At 35.9% G+C, this 19,511-nt stretch carries 24 protein-coding genes and 1 riboswitch; of the genes, 13 read left to right on the forward strand and 11 right to left on the reverse strand.

All coding sequences use genetic code 11. The features are described from left to right. Positions 1-13: 13 nt before the first annotated feature. The 4 genes from ribBA to AC0NJG_RS06010 form a co-directional block, all read right to left on the reverse strand. Positions 14-1,207: a bifunctional 3,4-dihydroxy-2-butanone 4-phosphate synthase/GTP cyclohydrolase II gene (gene ribBA / locus AC0NJG_RS05995; protein ID WP_087954366.1), complete on the reverse strand. Its 1,194-nt coding sequence runs from the start codon at positions 1,205-1,207 to the stop codon at positions 14-16. Positions 1,208-1,219: 12 nt separating this feature from the next. Further along, complete coding sequence (gene ribE, locus AC0NJG_RS06000) at positions 1,220-1,864, reverse strand: riboflavin synthase subunit alpha (RefSeq protein WP_087954367.1); 645 nt, start codon at positions 1,862-1,864, stop codon at positions 1,220-1,222. Further along, on the reverse strand, positions 1,846-2,958 hold the full coding sequence (ribD, locus tag AC0NJG_RS06005; protein ID WP_474062923.1) for a bifunctional diaminohydroxyphosphoribosylaminopyrimidine deaminase/5-amino-6-(5-phosphoribosylamino)uracil reductase RibD: 1,113 nt from the start codon (positions 2,956-2,958) through the stop codon (positions 1,846-1,848). The genes ribE and ribD overlap by 19 nt, the downstream gene beginning before the upstream one ends. A gap of 307 nt (positions 2,959-3,265) precedes the next feature. After that, positions 3,266-3,409, reverse strand: a riboswitch (FMN riboswitch). 190 nt (positions 3,410-3,599) lie between these two features. Further along, on the reverse strand, positions 3,600-3,806 hold the full coding sequence (locus AC0NJG_RS06010; RefSeq protein ID WP_001151582.1) for a CDGSH iron-sulfur domain-containing protein: 207 nt from the start codon (positions 3,804-3,806) through the stop codon (positions 3,600-3,602). Positions 3,807-3,945: 139 nt separating this feature from the next. Here AC0NJG_RS06010 and AC0NJG_RS06015 point away from each other — a divergent pair, with 139 nt between their 5' ends. Beyond that, complete coding sequence (locus AC0NJG_RS06015; protein WP_087954370.1) at positions 3,946-4,191, forward strand: DUF2552 family protein; 246 nt, start codon at positions 3,946-3,948, stop codon at positions 4,189-4,191. A 10-nt stretch (positions 4,192-4,201) separates the two neighbouring features. On the opposite strand, the gene AC0NJG_RS06020 is transcribed toward AC0NJG_RS06015, so the two are convergent. Further along, the gene (locus AC0NJG_RS06020; protein WP_087954371.1) at positions 4,202-5,125 is read right to left on the reverse strand and encodes an alpha/beta hydrolase; all 924 of its coding nucleotides are present in this window, start codon (positions 5,123-5,125) and stop codon (positions 4,202-4,204) included. Between the two features lie 81 nt (positions 5,126-5,206). On the opposite strand from AC0NJG_RS06020, the gene AC0NJG_RS06025 reads away from it, so the two are divergent. Both AC0NJG_RS06025 and AC0NJG_RS06030 read left to right on the forward strand, forming a co-directional pair. Next, on the forward strand, positions 5,207-5,686 hold the full coding sequence (locus tag AC0NJG_RS06025) for a GNAT family N-acetyltransferase (RefSeq protein ID WP_474062924.1): 480 nt from the start codon (positions 5,207-5,209) through the stop codon (positions 5,684-5,686). A 102-nt stretch (positions 5,687-5,788) separates the two neighbouring features. Next, positions 5,789-6,658 (forward strand): LacI family DNA-binding transcriptional regulator, encoded by an 870-nt coding sequence (locus tag AC0NJG_RS06030; protein ID WP_087954373.1) that lies wholly within the window; start codon positions 5,789-5,791, stop codon positions 6,656-6,658. 12 nt (positions 6,659-6,670) lie between these two features. Here the strand turns inward: AC0NJG_RS06030 and AC0NJG_RS06035 are convergent, their stop codons facing one another. Together AC0NJG_RS06035 and AC0NJG_RS06040 are read right to left on the reverse strand one after the other, a co-directional pair. Further along, positions 6,671-7,990: a Na+/H+ antiporter family protein gene (locus tag AC0NJG_RS06035; RefSeq protein WP_000994827.1), complete on the reverse strand. Its 1,320-nt coding sequence runs from the start codon at positions 7,988-7,990 to the stop codon at positions 6,671-6,673. A gap of 131 nt (positions 7,991-8,121) precedes the next feature. Further along, positions 8,122-9,120 (reverse strand): alpha/beta fold hydrolase, encoded by a 999-nt coding sequence (locus tag AC0NJG_RS06040; protein ID WP_087954374.1) that lies wholly within the window; start codon positions 9,118-9,120, stop codon positions 8,122-8,124. A 121-nt stretch (positions 9,121-9,241) separates the two neighbouring features. On the opposite strand from AC0NJG_RS06040, the gene AC0NJG_RS06045 reads away from it, so the two are divergent. Beyond that, entirely contained in the window at positions 9,242-9,718 is a 477-nt protein-coding gene (locus AC0NJG_RS06045) for a ribbon-helix-helix domain-containing protein (RefSeq protein ID WP_000151911.1), read from the forward strand. Positions 9,719-9,841: 123 nt separating this feature from the next. Here the strand turns inward: AC0NJG_RS06045 and AC0NJG_RS06050 are convergent, their stop codons facing one another. Then, positions 9,842-11,431: a bifunctional metallophosphatase/5'-nucleotidase gene (locus tag AC0NJG_RS06050; protein WP_071716089.1), complete on the reverse strand. Its 1,590-nt coding sequence runs from the start codon at positions 11,429-11,431 to the stop codon at positions 9,842-9,844. Positions 11,432-11,631: 200 nt separating this feature from the next. Here AC0NJG_RS06050 and AC0NJG_RS06055 point away from each other — a divergent pair, with 200 nt between their 5' ends. The 3 genes from AC0NJG_RS06055 (at position 11,632) to AC0NJG_RS06065 (ending at position 13,446) form a co-directional block, all read left to right on the forward strand. Then, entirely contained in the window at positions 11,632-11,895 is a 264-nt protein-coding gene (locus tag AC0NJG_RS06055) for a YqkE family protein (RefSeq protein WP_001976363.1), read from the forward strand. 69 nt (positions 11,896-11,964) lie between these two features. Then, complete coding sequence (locus AC0NJG_RS06060; RefSeq protein WP_087954375.1) at positions 11,965-12,489, forward strand: GrpB family protein; 525 nt, start codon at positions 11,965-11,967, stop codon at positions 12,487-12,489. 129 nt (positions 12,490-12,618) lie between these two features. Further along, entirely contained in the window at positions 12,619-13,446 is an 828-nt protein-coding gene (locus AC0NJG_RS06065) for an aldo/keto reductase (protein ID WP_087954376.1), read from the forward strand. Between the two features lie 29 nt (positions 13,447-13,475). Here AC0NJG_RS06065 and lolS read toward each other — a convergent pair whose 3' ends face one another. Then, positions 13,476-14,390 carry an aldo/keto reductase gene (gene lolS, locus AC0NJG_RS06070; protein WP_087954377.1) on the reverse strand — a complete coding sequence of 305 codons (915 nt, stop codon included), beginning with the start codon at positions 14,388-14,390 and terminating at the stop codon, positions 13,476-13,478. A gap of 53 nt (positions 14,391-14,443) precedes the next feature. Then, complete coding sequence (gene mciZ / locus AC0NJG_RS06075; RefSeq protein WP_061183924.1) at positions 14,444-14,572, reverse strand: Z-ring formation inhibitor MciZ; 129 nt, start codon at positions 14,570-14,572, stop codon at positions 14,444-14,446. Between the two features lie 74 nt (positions 14,573-14,646). Between mciZ and AC0NJG_RS06080 the strand changes: the two genes are divergently transcribed. Then, positions 14,647-15,186: an NUDIX hydrolase gene (locus AC0NJG_RS06080; protein ID WP_087954378.1), complete on the forward strand. Its 540-nt coding sequence runs from the start codon at positions 14,647-14,649 to the stop codon at positions 15,184-15,186. 24 nt (positions 15,187-15,210) lie between these two features. On the opposite strand, the gene AC0NJG_RS06085 is transcribed toward AC0NJG_RS06080, so the two are convergent. Then, positions 15,211-15,762, reverse strand: coding sequence for a GNAT family N-acetyltransferase (locus AC0NJG_RS06085; RefSeq protein ID WP_000803491.1), 552 nt, complete (start codon positions 15,760-15,762; stop codon positions 15,211-15,213). A 155-nt stretch (positions 15,763-15,917) separates the two neighbouring features. On the opposite strand from AC0NJG_RS06085, the gene spoIIM reads away from it, so the two are divergent. The 5 genes from spoIIM (at position 15,918) to AC0NJG_RS06110 (ending at position 19,215) form a co-directional block, all read left to right on the forward strand. Next, positions 15,918-16,535 carry a stage II sporulation protein M gene (gene spoIIM, locus AC0NJG_RS06090; protein WP_223290769.1) on the forward strand — a complete coding sequence of 206 codons (618 nt, stop codon included), beginning with the start codon at positions 15,918-15,920 and terminating at the stop codon, positions 16,533-16,535. 106 nt (positions 16,536-16,641) lie between these two features. Continuing rightward, on the forward strand, positions 16,642-17,097 hold the full coding sequence (gene fur, locus AC0NJG_RS06095; RefSeq protein WP_000392655.1) for a ferric iron uptake transcriptional regulator: 456 nt from the start codon (positions 16,642-16,644) through the stop codon (positions 17,095-17,097). Between the two features lie 103 nt (positions 17,098-17,200). Continuing rightward, the gene (locus tag AC0NJG_RS06100; RefSeq protein ID WP_001250432.1) at positions 17,201-17,431 is read left to right on the forward strand and encodes a YqzK family protein; all 231 of its coding nucleotides are present in this window, start codon (positions 17,201-17,203) and stop codon (positions 17,429-17,431) included. A gap of 6 nt (positions 17,432-17,437) precedes the next feature. Then, entirely contained in the window at positions 17,438-18,328 is an 891-nt protein-coding gene (gene xerD, locus AC0NJG_RS06105; RefSeq protein WP_000390084.1) for a site-specific tyrosine recombinase XerD, read from the forward strand. A 143-nt stretch (positions 18,329-18,471) separates the two neighbouring features. Continuing rightward, the gene (locus tag AC0NJG_RS06110) at positions 18,472-19,215 is read left to right on the forward strand and encodes a FixH family protein (protein ID WP_001993299.1); all 744 of its coding nucleotides are present in this window, start codon (positions 18,472-18,474) and stop codon (positions 19,213-19,215) included. The last annotated feature ends 296 nt before the right edge of the window (positions 19,216-19,511 follow it).

The raw sequence follows: 19,511 nt of genomic DNA on the forward strand, positions 1-19,511 counted from the left end.
ATCTCTCCCTTAATTATAAGTTTAGTAGATGTCCTAATTTGTTTACTTTCGTTTGTAAATATGTTTTATTCTCTTCTTTTGCTGGCATTTGCAACGGTACACGCTCGATTACTTCTAAATCGTAACCTTGTAAGCCAGCAATTTTTCGCGGGTTATTCGTTAATAATCGTAAATGTTGTAAACCTAAATCTTTTAATATTTGAGCACCGATACCGTAATCACGAAGATCAGCAGGGAAGCCAAGCTTTTCGTTTGCTTCTACAGTATCGAAGCCTTCTTCTTGTAACTTATAAGCGCGAAGCTTATTAAGAAGCCCAATGCCTCGTCCTTCTTGTCTCATATAAAGAAGAACGCCCTTTCCTTCACGCTCAATTTGAGCAAGGGCGGCATGGAGTTGTGGTCCGCAATCGCAGCGGCACGAGCCAAATACATCTCCTGTTAAGCACTCTGAATGAACGCGTACAAGCACAGGCTCTCCTGTTGAAATATCACCTTTTACGAGTGCAATATGCTCTTTCGAATCTAAGGAATTAGAATAGCCAATCGCATGGAAAGTACCGAAATCTGTAGGTAATGTAATTTCCACTTCTCGCGTCACTAATGTTTCATGGTGGCGGCGATAAGCAATTAAATCTTCTATTGTAATCATTTTTATATCAAATTGTTTTGCGCACTGTAGTAAATCAGGTACGCGTGCCATCGTACCGTCCTCATTAATAATTTCACAAATGACGCCAGCTGGTTCTGCTCCGCAAAGCTGTGCTAAATCGACAGCAGCTTCTGTATGACCAGCACGACGCAGAACACCGCCTTCTTTCGCAATTAATGGAAAGATATGTCCAGGACGGCTGAAATCAGCACCTTTTGATGCAGGATTTAATAATTCTTGTATCGTAGTTGCACGTTCGTGCGCGCTAATCCCAGTTGTTGTAGAAACATGATCAATGCTCACTGTAAATGCAGTATGATGCGAATCTGTATTATGAGCTACCATTGGTTCTAATTGTAAACGTTCTGCGTATCCTTCTGTAATTGGTACACAAACGAGACCGCGCCCATGTGTAATCATAAAGTTAATTGTTTCTGGCGTAATATACTCTGCTAAAGCGATAAAGTCGCCTTCATTTTCACGGTTTTCATCATCACATACGATTACGACTTTTCCTTGTTTTAAATCTTCTAGAGCTTCTTCAATACGATGAAACATCATGCTTCCCCCTTATAGAAATCCGTTTTCTTGTAAAAAGCTTTCGGTCATTGAACCTGTTCGTTTTACTGGTTTAGAAATAAAGCGTTCGATATATTTACCAATCATGTCGCACTCAATGTTTACGATGTCACCGGCGTTCTTTTCCCCAATAACAGATTCGCTTACTGTGTGCGGGATGAGTGAAATGGTAATGGAAGATTCGTCTATATCAAATATTGTTAAACTCGTTCCATCAACAGCAACGGACCCTTTATGCAAACAATAGCGCAGCAATTCATCAGAAATAGCTATTTTGTAATAGACGGCATTATAGTGTTGTTTTTTGTTTAATATCGTTCCGATGCCATCGATATGTCCTGAAACGAAATGTCCACCGAATCGTCCATTTGCCGACATTGCACGTTCTAAATTTACTTTGCATTGCGGTTTAAGCATGCGGAGTGATGTTGATTGCATCGTTTCGGGCATTGCATCCACTGTGAATGAAGTTGTTGTGAAACTCGTTACAGTTAAGCAAATACCGTTCACCGCGATGCTATCACCTAAGTGAACATCTGATAAAATTTTATTGGCATGAATCGTTAACTTCATCGCTTCGCCGCTTTGTTGCATGTTTGCAATCGTTCCTAATTCTTCTACAATTCCTGTAAACATTCCGTCACCTCACTTCGGGTATGCGCAACAATTTTTATATCATCGCCAATTTGTTTCATCTCTTGAATTTCCAAGGAAAATGCATCTTGTAATGTTGAAAAACCATTACCGCCAAATAAAGTAGGGGCATCATTTCCGCCAATTAATTTTGGACTTATATAAGTTATAATTTCATTGAAATACTTTGTTTGTAAGAAACTTGCATGAACTGTTTGACCACCTTCGACGAAAAGAGAAAGAATTTGTTTTTCGCCGAGTAGGTGTAAAACATCTTGTATTTCAATCTGTTTCGTTTTCATTTGGAATATAGCTATATTTTCAGATTCATAAGAAGCTATTTTCTTTTTATCTACACCATTACCGACAAAAATCCATGTCGATGCTAAACCATCTGTTATGACATGAGAAGATAGTGGCGTTCGTAAATGGGTATCTAAAATAATGCGTATAGGATTTTGCCCTCCGTTAGGAATTCTTGTTGTTAAATGCGGATTATCAGATATAACTGTATTCACTCCAACAAGAATTGCATCGTGTGTATGACGATATTGATGAACATCAGCCCGTGCTTCTTCACCTGTAATCCATTTACTTTCACCAGTTACAGTTGCTGTTTTTCCATCTAAGCTCATTGCTGTTTTTATTGTTACAAATGGACGTTTCGTTTTCATGTAGTGAAAAAAGTAGCGATTTAATAAAATTGCTTCTGCTTCAAGAACACCAGTCGTTACTTCGATGCCAGCTTCTTCTAATCTCCTTTTTCCATTTCCAGAAACGAGCGGATTACAATCAAGAGTAGCAATTACAACCCGTTTGACTCCTTTTTTGATGAGCAATTCACAGCAAGGTGGTGTTTTTCCAAAATGGCTACACGGTTCAAGTGTTACATAAACGGTAGCTCCTTTTGCTTTTTCACCAGCCATATGAAGAGCATAAACTTCTGCGTGTTCTTCGCCAGCACGCAAATGAGCTCCCATGCCGACGATGTTTCCATCTTTTACAACAACAGCACCAACCATAGGATTTGGACTTGTTTGTCCGGATGTTCCTTCTGCTAACTGTAGGGCAATCCTCATATATTCTTGATCTGTCATTCTCTTCACCTCTCCTGAAAAAATCAAAAAACCCCAAGGATTTTATATCCTTGGGGTTTGGGAGACGTGATTTCTAGAAATATAGTTCGAATACGAAAGTATAGGAAAGAAACCTAGCGATGATTGATATTTTGGCATAAGGAAAAAACCTAGCAAAATATCGAATTTTCAAACGCTAGTCGTATCTTTTTATTCCAGTATAGAAACATAAGTATACAAAATAAAACATATATAAAGATTCAAAATGAAACTTAAAAATATGCATACTGAAATAAAAGTGTATTCGTTATATAAAATTACTAGAAAACATATCCTTCTCCCATCCAGACTATACTGTCGGCCCTAGAGTTCCACTAGATCCACCGTTTTCGAGTTGAAAACGGGTCACGGACTTAGAAGTTTGCACTTCATCACCGCCGGTTGGGAATTTCACCCGACCCCGAAGGATGTTGTTTGCTCAAATTATAGCACAAAAAAGAAAAAAGGCTAGTGAAAAATGTTCGAATGTGAAGAATTGTGTGAAAATATATGTATGCTGGCATGAGGACAGAAGTATTAGAAATGTTGTAAGGAGAAGGGATGTAATGGAGTTGATCAAAAGAAAAAACATGCACAAAAAAATGTGCATGTCACATGTGAAATTATTCTGCCTCTGGTGCTCTAACAACAGATTCAAATTTTCCTTTATGCGAAGCATCGCAATAAGGCATATTTTTTGATAAACCACAACGGCATAAAGAAAATGCCGGTTTTGCTGGGAATACATTCCCTTGTGAATCAACTAATTCCACGTCCCCTGTAACGCGAAAAGAGCCATTATCATTTACTTTAATTTGTACTTTAGCCAACGCTATCCCTCCTTCCCAAACGCTTAATTTCATCATATAATCAAGGGAAGTGCTTGACAATATAAAAAGAGCACTTTGTTTGAGAAAGAAGAGAGTGTTATAATAGTTTTCATAACTGACTAGAGTAAGGTGACGAGAGATGGATAAACAATTACATACATTACGAAACATTGCAAATGAGCGCACGTGGGCATCATTTTTGAATGATAATCATCCATATAGTTTGTTACACTGGTCCATTGCTGGTGTAGGACAAGAGTCAAAGGATGTTTGGTTACTGCAAGATGAGGTAACATTTCAAACGACAGAATTTCCAATGTTAGATGATGCAATAAAGTGGATTTCTGAAAATATGGAACAAGTTACAGACGTTTTAGCGCAATAAAAAAACAGGCTTATGCAAGCCTGTTTTTTGTTTCTTTCACATATGTGTTTAAAAATTGATCGACGGCTGCTTCATACTCTTCTTTATTTTCGTTATAAGAGCAAGCGTGTGCGCCGTGTTCTGCAATATAAAGCTGTTTATTGTTTTCTTTTGCTTCATAGAGTGCTTTCGTCATATCAGCTAAAATATAATCATCATCTTTACTATGAATAAAGAGGACGGGATTATTAATGTTTTTTATACAATCGATTGGTGAAACTTCACGAATTGTATAACCGTCACGCACTTTTAAGAAAGCATTTGCTAAAGGTAATAAAGGCCATTTCGGTAAATGGAATTCAACCTTTAAACGGTGTTGTAATTGTCCGTAGAAATCAGAGAAAGGACAATCTGCAATATAGAAGTCAGCACCATCTTCTACAAGTCCTGCGTACTGAAGAAGTGTTGCAGCGCCCATCGATTCACCATGAATACCGAGTGTTATATTTGTTCCAAAACGACCTTTTAGCCAGTCAACTACAGATTTTAAATCATGCTTTTCATAGTATCCATAGCTTGTTGTTTTTCCGCCAGTTTTACCATGCCGACGATGATCATAAATAACGACATTATATCCTCTGTTTAAAAATAACCTTGCATATTTTACAGAGTTCATTTTATTTACAGTTACGCCGTGACAGAAAATCATAAACTTATTGGAATGACCAGCAGGAATGTAATATCCGTGAAGATCATATCCGAATTGCGAAGGAATATGAATTTCTTCTTTATGAAGAGCATCAAAATCCTCTATACGAAAATGTTTTTTCGTTTCTCTTTCGAGTATTTCTTCCTCTGTTTTTTTCTTTAAGTACATCACCTTATTTGTAAAGAAAATCCCAAGGGCAGTTATCGCACCTAGTATAGTAAACAATGCTGCAAAAAAACGTTTCATACTTTACCTCATCCTCCAAATACCGTTACATGTGATACACTTATATTGTATCACAAGGATAGAAAAGGGGAGAAATAGGAAATGCTGCATATACAAAAAATTACGCCAGCTATGAAAGAAACAATCCGAATGTTCATGTGTGAGAACTGGGGGAGTTCATTGATGGTTTCACGTGGTAAGGGGCATCAGTTAGAAGAGTTGCCAGGATTTGTTGCGTTCTCAGAAGACAGAATACTCGGAATTATAACGTATGAATTGATCGGAAATATGTGCGAAATTGTATCGTTAGATAGCTTTGAAGAAAGAAAAGGAATAGGGACAAAACTTGTGGATTGTGTATTACAAGTTGCAGAAGAAGAACAGTGCAGGCAGGTTTGGCTTATAACAACAAATGATAATTTGAATGCGTTACGTTTTTACCAAAAACGTAATTTTTTGATGACGAATTTATATGTAAATGCAGTTGAAGAGGCACGAAAAATAAAGAAAGAAATTCCGCGCATTGGGTATGATAATATCCCGATTTTACATGAAATTCAATTAGAATATAGTTTAGTGTAATGATGTAACAATTTTCAGAAATATAAGTCATTAACCTTGACGAATATTGTAATTTAGGTTACCGTAAAATTGTAATCTATTACCATATTAAGGGGTGACGATGTGGCAACTATACGTGATGTTGCAAAATTGGCAGGTGTTTCAGTCGCAACCGTTTCACGAGTTATAAATGAAAAAGGATACGTTCATGAGGACACAGTAAAACAAGTAAAGGAAGCAATTGAGGAATTACGTTATAGGCCAAATAGTGCAGCAAAGCCACTATTTAAAGAGAATTCAACGATAATTGCATTACTTGTAGATAATCTATATGAACCATCAAACATCACTTTGCTACATTGTATTGAAGAACTAGCATATAAGGAAGGATATCAAATAATTGTTTGTAATATAGAGAATAAAGATAAATATATACATATGTTAAAGCAAAACAACGTTGCAGGTGTTATTTTGACGAAAGCAGTTTTTAAAAATCTAGGGGAAATCCCACTTCCGTTTATAGTGATTGATGAAAAACAATCTCTTACAGATTATTATGAAGGTGGACAAAGAGCTGTTTCTGTATTGAAAGAGAAAGGGTGTCACTTTCTTGCTTATATCGGTGAGGGAGATGAAAGTGAGGAAGAAGAAGACCATGTGTCAGGATTTTTAGACGCTGTTTGGGAGGAAGGAATCTCTTATCGAGAAGAAAGTGTACAAGGGTATACGAATAAGCAGTTCATGACATTATTACAAAATCACCCGTATATAGATGGAATTGTAATCTCAAATGATAAAATTGCTATTGAGTTAATCCGAGCAGCGAAATTATTGAATATCAATATACTAGATAAATTACAAATTGTTGGGCCTAACGGGTATATAGAGTACGGATGGATAGGTCCATCACTATCGATAATGGAAAGTGATGTCCAAGAAAATGGGGAAATAGCTTTTCAAAAATTAATTGGAAAAATAAAAGGTGCGTTGTAAAAAACGCACCTTTTATAATGTAATGGCGGCAATAAAGCCGAATATTAGTAACGGTATATTGTAATGTAAAAAAGTTGGTACACATGTATCCCATATATGATGGTGTTGACCATCAGCGTTTAAACCGGATGTTGGTCCAAGTGTACTATCTGATGCTGGAGATCCTGCATCTCCTAGCGCTCCGGCTGTACCGATAATTGCAATGGTGGCCATTGGACTAAATCCAAGCTGCATGCAAAGGGGTACAAAAATTGTTGTTAAAATAGGGATGGTTGAAAAGGATGAACCAATTCCCATCGTAACGAGAAGTCCAATTACAAGCATAAGAAATGCAGCGAGTGGTTTGTTATTTCCAATTATATGTGCACTCGTTTGCACAAGGGATTCAACATGTCCTGTTTTTCGAAGCACAGCTCCAAATCCAGCGGCCGCAATCATAACAAAACCAATAAAGGACATCATGCGCATTCCGCTTGTTAATATCGCATCTGCTTCTTTAAGAGGTAGACTACCACTTACTGATAAGACGATAATCCCAGCTAAAGCACCGAAAATCATTGATTCTGTTGCTAATTGAACAGTTAATGTGGCTATGATAGATAATAATCCGAAAGTAATGCTACGTTTTGTATAGGGAACGATTTCATTTGCGGTAGTATGAATTTGTTCTGTTTCATACGTACGAGGTTTTCGGTACGTAATGAACACCGCTACACATAATCCGATAATCATACCGATTGCTGGAATTGTCATTGCTTTTGGAATAAGCGCGACATCAAATGTAAGACCGCTTTGCGCAGCATTTGTTTGTAATACGTCATGATAAATTTTTCCGAACCCTGCTGGAATCCACATATAAGGAGTAATCAATCCGAATGTAATAATACATGTAACAAGTCTGCGATCCACTTTCAGCTCATTTAATACTTTTAAAAGTGCTGGAATTAAGATGGGGATGAAAGCGATATGAACAGGAATCACATTTTGTGAGAAACAAGCCATCGTTAAAATGATGAATAGAATAAGTATTTTAGAATAAACTTGTTTTTTCGTGTCTTGTTCATTGCCAATCCATTTTAATGCAGTTTGAATCATGGCATCTGGAAGTCCTGTTTTGGAAAGAGAAATAGCGAAACCGCCAAGCATTGCATAACTTAAAGCGATTGGAGCACTATTTCCAAGACCAGTTGTAAAAGTATTAATCGTTTCTGAAATACCGAGTCCGCCGATAATTCCGCCTGTTAAAGCTCCAACAATGATGGCGACAATGACCTGGACACGTAACAAACTAAGCAATAGCATAACTGCTACTGCAACGAGTACAGCATTCATAATAAATGTAATCTCCCCAAAATTTTATTGTGTTAAGGTAAGTAAATATGAAGCACCTTGCTAGATTTATACATAGTTGCGACATATTATTATAAATTGTTTTTTATGAAATGTAAAAGAGCCTTTTGTTACTAATGGTGAAAAGCTAGCTCTTGTTTAATGGATTGTAAAGAACGAGCGAATAATTCTGGTTCTTCTAAATCGGGAGAATGTGCTGAATTTGGGAACCAAATCATCTTTTTTATCGGTGCTTCTATTACATCACAATATTCCTGAACGAGTGCATAAGGAGTTTGATAATCATAGCGACCAGAACAAAAATAAACTGGAATAGATAAACTCGTAATAGAAGAAAAGAAATCGATTTTCAACATTTCTTCCCATAAAACGCCAGATTTTAAATTCCCTGCGAGAAACTTGAACCAATCTAATAGCGTATATTCAGGGGAAAAGAAGCCTTTTCGTATGAACGAAAAGGAAGATCCGTTTTGGATTGCTCCTCCGAATGTGCCAAGCCATTTTCTTTGAATAATAAGGCGTCTCGTATCTAAAAATGGCGGTTTTCCTAATTTTAAAAGGGACGCTAATGCTTTTTTATGATTATGTTTTTTTGCAGAACGAATTAAATGCTGATATAGTAATTCTTCGTTTTGTTTCATATGTACAATTTGCCCAATACCGATATAAGCTTCGATATATTGTGGATAATGGTGTGCTATGTTAAGCCCGATAATACTTCCCCAAGAATGACCAGCGAGAAATAGTTTCTGTTTACTGAACTTTTTAAGTACATATTGAATCACTTCTTTTGCATCGGAAATGAATTGTTCGATTGTAAAATTTGCTCCGAAATCTTTCATTGAAAAGGATTTACCTGCCCCGCGCTGATCCCAATTAATTACGATGAAGTGTTTCTCCAATTCTTTTTGAAAATGACGAATAAATCCGATTTGTGCCATGCCTGGTCCACCGTGACAGCATAATAAAATAGGTTGCTCTACGTTTTGCCCGCGCATAAGGAGAGTTTGTTTTCGGTTGTTAATCATAACGCTTTCCATCGTAGCGATACTATTAGGCATGAGTTTTTTATTTTCATTATAGAACTGCGGGGTATTGCTACGAAAAAGCATATTGAAAACCTCCTTTTCTAAAATCGTATGAATCGCACAGGCTATTCGTTTTGCATATACTGTTAGAAAATCATTGTAACATACCATACTAGTGTCATTTCAACACGGGAGGAGGGAAATTGTGACGATTGGAGAAATTATCGATTGTTTAAATAGGCGTGAATCCATCGCTATTATAGCAAAACGTCTTGAAATAAGCCCGTATACATTATCGAAGAAATTAAGATTGATTGGATACGAATATGATGGAGAACAGAAAAAGCGTATTTTTGTAGGAGATGGAGAAGAACCGCGTCACTTACAACTCCAAGAAGCGACAGCCCTTCAATATGCGAAAACAGATTATCAACTATTAATTTATGAACAATTACAAAGTATTTATGAGTTATTAAGAAAGAAAGAAGAAGTAATTGCGCCCATGATGAATATAAGTACAGAAAAAAAGAAACGTACCTTTTCTATCAATAAAGAAATATTAGCAAAACTAGACGTTATATCAGAATCGAAAGGAATTCAAAAATCTAAACTTGTAGAAGAGGCGTTACAACAATTTTTACAGCAATATGATTTTAACAACACATCACATATTGATAATTAAAGAAAAGGATACTATGTTCATTGTAAGAACGAGTATCCTTTTTAGGTTTCACATATATGATGGATAAAAGGTTTATGTGTATCTTTTACGATGAAAAATTAAGATAGTTTATTAAGAGTGTACTTAATTTGTTTTTTGAATTCTACCATCGATAATTGGCTGAATAGGTTCTTTTAATTGTTTTACGTAATCGACTAGCGCTTCAAAGTCGTTTGGACCAGTTTCTGCATTTTTGCCATTTTTAAATGATACAAATCCATCACCGCCAGAAGCTAAGAAAGCATTCGCAACTACGCTATACGTTTTAGATGGAGATAATTCTTCTCCGTTTGTTAAACGTATATTTGTAACTTTTTCACCGTTTGGTTTATTTGCATTCCACGTATATTGAATACCTGAAATTTGAAGCATTCTCGTCGTACCTTTTTGCCATTGTTGATTTAAAATGTCACGAATATCTTGGCCTGTTAAATCTACTTTAATTAATTGGTTTCCAAAAGGCTGAATGCCGTATAATTCGCCCCATGTAATATCTCCAGCATCTAAGTCATTACGAATGCCACCCGGATTCATAAGTGCGATTTGAGTTTGCATCGTTTGGCGCTGGGCATCGGCAACTAAATTTCCAAGAGTGGACTCACCAGCATCATTTTGTTTACGGTCGATAGGTGCTGTAGATTTTCCGACAACTTCATTTACAAGTGGTGCGATTTTTTCTTTATATTGATCTAATTTTTTCTTTACTTGTTTATCAGGTTCTACACCTTCATGGTAAGTTGTAACAACTTCAGCTTTTTTCTTTACAATATCTTTTGTTTTACGATCAATTGTTACATCTACGTCTGAGAAAGCTGTTCCGTAAGAGTTCGCTTGGACGATTAGTTTATTATTTACAGTACCATTTACATACGTGTGACTATGCCCACCGAAAATAACATCAACTTCCGGATCTGTTTCATTTGCAATTCGAGTAAGGTCTCCATTTGTAACACCAGACTCATCAGTTGTTCCACCGACATGAGCAAGGACAACAATGGATTTAACACCAAGACGTTTTAATTGTTGCGCTGATTTATTAATTGCCTCTACCTCGTCAGTGATTTCTACATTTTTAAGCATAGTAGGCATCACGACATTTGGTGTATCAGTTGTAACGACGCCAATGAATCCTATAGGCACACCGTTTACCATTTTTACAGTAAATGGCGGTAAAAATAAGCGGCCAGTGGATTTATTATAGAAGTTTGCAGCGACATAAGGGAAGTTAGCTCCTTTGAAATTGCCTGTTTTTTCGTGATATCCACCGTAAATGAGGCGATTCATTTCATCGATACCTTCATCAAATTCGTGATTTCCAATTGTACCAACATCAAACTTTAAGTCATTTAAAAATTCAATCGTTGGTTCGTCCTGTAACAACGCTGAAACTGGTGGACTAGCTCCGACAATATCGCCAGCATGTACGAGAAGTGTATTAGGATTTTGCTTTTTACGTTCTTTTAAATAAGTAGCTAAGTAATCAGCACCACCAGCTTCTTTGTTATTAATTTTTTTAATAGTATCTAGTTGTCCATGGAAATCATTAATACCAAGCATTTGTACGTCTATGTAGCGGTTTTGTTCAGCTGGAGTCTGAGATGGGGGAGCGGCAAATACGCTTGAAAAAGTAATGGTACTTAAAACGGCAACAGTAGGAATAATTTTCTTCCACATAATATAATTCTCCTTTTTTTATAATCTGACATCATGCGACATAATTTTAATAGATTCATAGGATTATATCTATATAAAAATTTAGTTTTTTCGAAAAATTAACATATTTACAAAAGTGAATAATAGAGTAACGCTCCTTTTTTGTTGTCGATTTCATGGTGTATCTACTATAATGGAGAAAAAAGTAAAAGGTGAGCAACATGAAGAAAAAGAAACAAAGACAAATGCAAAGACAATCGCAAGTGAATCAACCAAAGAAAGAATCTCTTACATTAGGTGATCAATTAAACGATTCACTCATGCAGCAATTAAAAAATAAGAAGAAAGAATTGCAAGTGAGAGAAGAGAAAAAAGAGGCAGCAGAATTGGAAAGAAAGCGTCAAGAACAAAAAGAACGTGAAAAGAATAAATCATTTGAAGAACTGTTAAGTGAAAGTAACCTTACTTGGAAAGACTTTAAATAATAACGAAAATGATCAGTGAAATAACGCTGATCATTTTTTTGACGAGCTTGTAAGAAAAGGGGAGTTAGAATGAGAAAAATTGTAGTTGTTCCGCATGAAAATCATTGGGGTGAAAAATTTCAAATAGAGGCTGAAAGATTAAAAGCAGCGATGCCAGAAACGGTGAAAATGCATCATATTGGAAGTACGTCAGTGCCGGGACTGGCAGCTAAACCGATTATAGATATGATTATGGAAGTAGAGAGTATCGACAGAGTAGATCATTGGAATGAATATTTTGAAAAGCTTGGTTACATAGCAAAAGGGGAGAATGGTATTTCAAGCCGCCGCTATTTCATTCATGGAACGGAGGAAAAACGCTCGTATCACTTACACGTGTTTGAAAAAGGAAATCCTGAGATAGTAAGGCATTTAGCATTTCGTGATTATATGATGGCTCATTGTGAAGAAGCTGAGGCATATGCAACTTTAAAGAAAGAATTAGCTGAAAAGTATACATATGATGGTGCGTTATATTCGGAAGGGAAAACTGAGTTCGTACGTAATGTTGATAAAAAAGCGAAGAAATGGATAGAAAATAATGTGAATGAATGAGTTCGCATTATTTTTGAATGTGTATAAATTTATTATGTAAACTGTACATATGTTTTGACTTTTTTGTTGAATCTTGTTCAAATAAAGTGGTGGCTTATAAAAAAATGTAATAATGAAAGGGAGACGACTGTGCACATTCCAACAACTACACTTCATAATGGCGTAAAAATGCCGATGATTGGTTTAGGCGTTTATAAAGCGAAAGAAGGCGACGAAGTAAAACAAGCAGTAAAAACAGCGTTAGAAGTTGGATACCGTTCGATTGATACAGCAACTGTATATGAAAATGAAAGCGGTGTCGGAGAAGCGGTTCGTGAATCAGGGATTCCGAGAGAAGACATCTTTATTACAACAAAAGTTTGGAATGACGATCAAGGATACGAGGAAACACTTGAGGCGTTTGAGAAAAGCTTAAAAAAATTACAAATGGACTATGTAGATTTGTATTTAATACATTGGCCAATAAGAGGGAAGTATGTTGATACGTACAGAGCGTTAGAAAAACTGTATGAAGAAGGTAAAGTGCGCGCGATTGGCGTTTCTAATTTCCATAAACATCATTTAGAACTGCTATTACCAAATTGCAAAGTAAAACCGATGGTAAATCAAGTGGAACTTCATCCGATGTTAACACAATTTGAATTGCGTAATTTCTGTCAAGGTGAGCAAATTCAAATGGAAGCTTGGAGTCCATTAATGCGGGGCGGGGAAGTATTTGAGCACCCGATTATTCAGGCTATTGCTACGAAATATGAAAAAACACCTGCGCAAGTTATATTAAGATGGGATATTCAAAGCGGGGTTGTGACGATTCCTAAATCTGTTACACCATCTCGCATTCAGGAGAACTTTTCTATCTTTGATTTTTCACTAACGGAAGAAGAAATGACTCAAATTAATACGTTAAATCGTAATTTACATGTAGGAACGAATCCTGATAAATATGATACGTTATAAAAAGACGCTACCAGTATGGTAGCGTCTTTTTAACGGTGTAATGCGTACGTATCACATTTCGCAATTTGCTGAAGTTGTGTATATTTTGCTGTTGTTAACTGTGTTTGTTTACTAGCTTGTACATTTTCTCGTAATTGCCCAATAGAGCTTGCACCAGGTATAACAGCTGCAACAGTTTCGTTATGTAAGCAATATTGAATAGCTGTTCCAGTTAAGGAGTTTTCTCCAATTATTTCTTTTACATTCGCAAGCGTCGCATATAATTCATCGTAAGAATAAGAAAGATAATCTTTTTCTTTTACTCTTTCTATTTTTCTTGCATTATTGTCAGTTAAAATTCCTTTCGCAAGTGGTCCGCGAGCAATGACGCTAATTTGATGTTCATTAAGAAGTGGGAACCATTCTTCAGGACGACGATTCAAAAGGCTATATTCCATTAGAACACTAACGATATTTGAACGCTGTGCATATTCACGGATGACATTTGGACGTATAGAAGAAATACCGTAATGGCGAATGATGCCTTCTTTTTTTAATTCTTCAAAGGCTTCAATTACTTCATCTATAGGATCTTCAATCGTCCCGCCGTGAAGTTGATAAAGATCAATATAATCAGTTTGAAGTCTACGTAAACTTTCTTTCACTTCAGCCTTTATGTAATTTTTAGAAGGATCCCAAGACCAGCCGTTTTTTTCTTCTGTCCATCGATTTCCAACCTTCGTTGTAAGAACAATTTGGTCTCGTTTTCCTTTTAAGGCTTTTCCAACAAATTCTTCGTTTAATCCATAATCATATAAATCTGCTGTATCAAAAAAATTGATTCCTAAATCGATTGCTTCATCGATAATACGCAGGGCTTCTGTTTCAGATGTACCGAGGGACATACAGCCAAGTCCCATTTCTGTCACAAATAAATCTGAGTTTCCTAATTGACGTTTTTTCATAGTTCAACCTCCTTACCTTTATTGTACGAAAGGGAAAAGAGGTTGACAAACGTTTACTTTTTAGTTGCTGTAATCCACTCTTGTACAGTTGTATACTCTTTGCTGTATTGTTTTAGCTTATGGCGAATTTGCCATGCTTTTCCGACTAAAGTGACGCGATTTGGTAAAATATAAACTTTCATTTCTATCACGCTCCTTTCAATGTGGTAAAATGTATGAGGAAAGAATAGGAAATAGAACAGGGAGATGAAGTAGTATGAGTAATCTTGCAGAGAGAACAGTAAAAACTGAGCCGATTTTTGATGGTAGAGTTATAAAAGTTCGTGTTGATGATGTAGTATTACCAAATGGAGCAATAAGTAAACGTGAAATTGTAAATCACCCTGGTGCAGTTGCTATTATTGCTATTACTGATGAGGGGAAAATTGTGCTTGTTGAGCAGTATCGTAAAGCGCTTGAAAAGGCGATTATAGAAATTCCGGCCGGCAAGTTAGAACCAGGTGAAAAACCTGAGGTGACAGCAGTTCGTGAATTAGAAGAGGAAACAGGTTATGTATGTGAAAATATGGAGCTTATTACTTCTTTCTATACATCTCCAGGATTTGCAGATGAAATTTTATATGTATATAAAGCGACAGGTTTGACGAAAAAAGAAAATAAAGCTGCGTTAGATGAAGATGAATTTGTGGAATTGATGGAAGTATCATTAGAAGAAGCGATTACTCTTATGAAAAACCTTCGTATTCATGATGCGAAGACGATGTTTGCAGTACAATATTTACAACTACAAAAATAAACACTCGCCAAAGGCGAGTGTTTTTTAATTAATTTTTGCATATACGCGTGCATCACGTAAGCTACCATCTGGTGCTATGAAATCATTTTCCATTGTACCTTCTAGAATAAATTCTAAACGTTCTGCTAAGTTACATGCATTTGTATTTGTTGCATCAATACGAATTTCAATTCTTCGAGCGCTTAGCTTATCAAAGGCAAATTGAATGGCACCTTTCACAGCTTCGGTCATATAGCCTTGTTTTGTATAAGCGCTATGTAGCCAGAAGTGAAGTGAAAACTTTGGAATATCCCAGTTTTCAGGCTTGAGCGTTATAGCTCCGATGAACGTACCTGATACTTTATCGTATAAGTGAAAATCAAGTGTTTCACGAAGTAAAAACTGTCCGTGAGCGTTACGAACGATTTCTTCAGCACTTTCTTCTGTTTCAGCGTTAATTGGCATCCACGGTACTAAGTCTTCTAGAGAAGCTTGGATTGCTTCATACACTTCTGCACCATCACCTGGAAATGGCTTACGAACTTGTAAGCGTTCAGTTTGAAATAATGTTGGAAAATCTAATAATAATGGTTTCAAGAGAAATCCCTCCTATTCTCTACTTTTTAGTTTAGCAAAGTAGAGCGGAATTTCAATGTTAATTCGTCATACTTTTTTCTTTCTTTCATACATTTTTAGTAAGAGTGTGAACGGAGGGAAGAAAAATGTGGAGAAAAACTTGGCAAGACCGTGTAATGTCTCACATACAGGAAAACTCTTCATTATATATATTTAACGCTGTTTTGTTATTGATGGGAGTAATATTTGGAGCGATTCTTGTAAATAGTTTACAATTAAATCAAAAACAAGATTTATCATTTTATTTGCAACGTTTTTTTGGACAAGTTTCTAAAGGAGAATTTGCTATTGCAGGCGAAATGTTTCGAGAAAGTTACTTTTCACAATTAAAATACATTGGATTTATTTGGATTTTAGGGATTTCAATTATTGGATTGCCACTTATTTTTATTTTATTATTTGTAAAAGGAGTAGTTGTCGGATTTACAGTAGGTTTTTTAGTAAGTCAGCATGGATGGAATGGATTATTATTAGCATTTGTTTCTGTATTGCCACAAAATCTCATTATCATCCCAGTATTTCTCGTTATGACAACCATTGCCGCAAGTTTTTCTTTACGCATGATTAGGCATCAATTTATACGGAAAATAACTCAGCCACTATTACCATTATTAATTCGTTATACATGCTTCTTTCTTGTAATTGGAGCGGTGCTAGCTCTTGCTTCTAGTGTAGAGGCTTATGCATCACCAGTTTTAATGAAAGAAGTCGTTGAAGCTATTAATAAACAATAAATACTTTATGAGAATAATTATCAATTTGTTTTTATTGTTTTTCTTTTGACAGAAGCCCTTCTTCTGATATAATGGTGTAAGAGTGGCGAGGAGGGAGTAGTACCGAATGGAAGAAAGAATTGAACGAATTAAGAAGCAATTACATGCAGCGAGCTACAAGTTAACACCGCAACGTGAAGCAACAGTTCGTGTGCTGCTAGAAAATGAAGAAGATCATTTAAGCGCAGAAGATGTTTACCTCCTTGTAAAAGAAAAGTCGCCAGAGATCGGATTAGCAACCGTCTATCGAACTTTAGAACTATTATCTGAGTTAAAAGTTGTCGATAAGATTAACTTCGGAGACGGTGTTTCACGCTATGACTTACGCCAAGAAGGTGCGCAGCGTTTCCACCATCATTTGATTTGTACACAATGTGGTGCTGTACAAGAAATACAAGAAGATTTACTTGGTGAAGTGGAAAGGAAAGTAGAACATGACTGGAGCTTTAAGGTGAAGGATCATCGTTTAACATTCCATGGGATTTGTAAAAATTGTCAAGAAAATGAAACGGATGAAAAATAACCTTTTCCTATTTAACTAGGAAGAGGTTTTTTATTTGAATAAGGTATAAATTGGTGAAAGCTTGGCATATGTTGTAATAACTTATATTTTGGAGGAATTTACAATGCGCCGAGCTTTAAAATTAACTTTTGATGGGATAAAAGTATTTTTATTATTTACAAGTTGTACGATTTTGTTTTATTTCGCTATACTATGGATAAATGAAGAATATGAAAGCTATCATCGTTATGAAAAGCCAAAAGAAGAGACTGTAGAAAAAGTATCAGGGAATGAAGAGCCGGCAAAGGATGCTTTCGTAAATAGAATGATGTTTTTCTATGAAAATGGGGAGTAGTGTAGATTGGAAGATCAATTAAAAGATTTTATTCATTATATGGTTGTCGAAAAAGGGCTAGCGAAAAATACGGTAGTATCTTATGAACGTGATTTGAAAAGTTATGTAAAGTATTTGCAAAATGTAGAACAAGCGAAAAGCTTTCACGAAGTGACACGCTTGCACATTGTTAATTTTCTGCAGCACTTAAAAGAAAACGGAAAATCTTCGAAAACATTAGCACGTCATATTGCATCGATTCGTTCGTTTCACCAATTTTTACTTCGTGAACGAGCAGTAGAGCACGATCCATCCGTACATATTGAAACGCCGCAAGGTGAACGGAAATTACCGAAAGTATTGTCAGTTGATGAAGTAGAGGCGTTACTTCAGACACCAAAAATGACGAGCGCTTTTGGGGTTCGTGATAAAGCGATGCTAGAGTTATTGTATGCAACAGGACTTCGTGTTTCAGAATTAATTGCATTAAATTTAGAAGATGTGCATTTAACGATGGGATTTGTTCGATGCATAGGGAAAGGGAATAAAGAAAGAATTATTCCACTAGGAAGTTTAGCGACGGAAGCGATTCAAAAGTATATTGAAAAGGGAAGAAGAGAATTGATGGGGAAAAAAGTAGTAGATGCACTCTTTTTAAACCATCATGGAAATCGATTATCAAGACAAGGATTTTGGAAAATTTTAAAACGATTAGCAAAAGAAGCAAATATTGAAAAAGAGCTTACACCTCATACGTTGCGTCATTCTTTTGCTACGCATTTATTAGAAAATGGAGCAGACTTACGTGCTGTGCAAGAAATGCTTGGACATGCAGATATTTCAACGACACAAATTTATACGCATGTTTCAAAAACTAGATTAAAAGATGTATATAAACAGTTTCATCCGAGAGCATAGATACTATGCTCTTTTTTCATAGATTCAAAAGGTTATAGCACTTCACAGAAACTTCACAAACATTTCGTACATTGTTTTCAGCAGAAGACTAGAATATTACAATGTTTTTCCTCTATACTAAATAAAGTATGAAGGAGGAAATGATGATGAAAAAACTTATTATGACTTTATTTATCGCGATGCTAGCATTGGCTGGCTGTAATACAAACAAAGAAGAACCGAAAAAAGAACAGAAACTAGAAGCTGTAAAAGTAGCAGTTCAAACAAATCCGAAAGAAATTAAACCTGGTGAAAAAACAGAAGTACAAGCACTTGTTACACAAGGAAAAGAAAAGGTAACAGATGCTGATGATGTAAAGTTTGAAATTTGGAAAGCTGGCGACGAAAAGCACGAGATGCTAGAAGGTAAGCATAAAGGAAAAGGTGTTTATGCTGTAGAGAAAACGTTCGAAACGGATGGAGTATACCACATTATTGCTCACACAAATGCACGTGAAATGCATGTTATGCCAGAAGTAAAAGTGGCTGTAGGAAATGCGAAAGTAGAAGATGCAAAAAAAGAAAATAGTGATCACGGTGCAGGACATGGCGATCATAAAAGCGATACAATGATTCACCTTATGGCTGGTGACATAAAAGCAAATGCTGAATCAACAATGAAAGTTCATTTAAAACAAAAGGAAGAAGCATTAACTGGTGCTGAAGTACAACTTGAGATTTGGAAAGATGGTGTTGAAAAACACGAATTCATTCCAGCAAAAGAAGGAAATAAAGGGGAGTATGAAACGAAACATACTTTCAAAGAAAAGGGTTCTTACAAAGTGAAAGTTCATGTTAAAAAAGGCGAATTGCATGAACATAAAGAAGAAACGGTAGAAGTAAAATAAAAAAGGTAGCTCTTTAGAGCTACCTTTTTTATTTTTATCCTGCAAATGATCAGTGGGAAAGAACAAAACCGCCATTGATTAAAATTTCACTTTATATGAAGAAATAAATCATAAAATGATTAGCACTTCTGTGCATAATGGATTACAATAGAAGTGTGAAGAAAATGAGAAATTCTACGAAAATGTATTAAAAAGAAAGCGTAAACATGTTATGATATCAGTATCAGATGTCTGACATCTGACTTAGAAAAAACTAGAAATGTTTTTGAGTCGTTTCAAGGTAAACGAAATAGGTT

This window comes from Bacillus sp. SSR7, assembly GCF_055902415.1.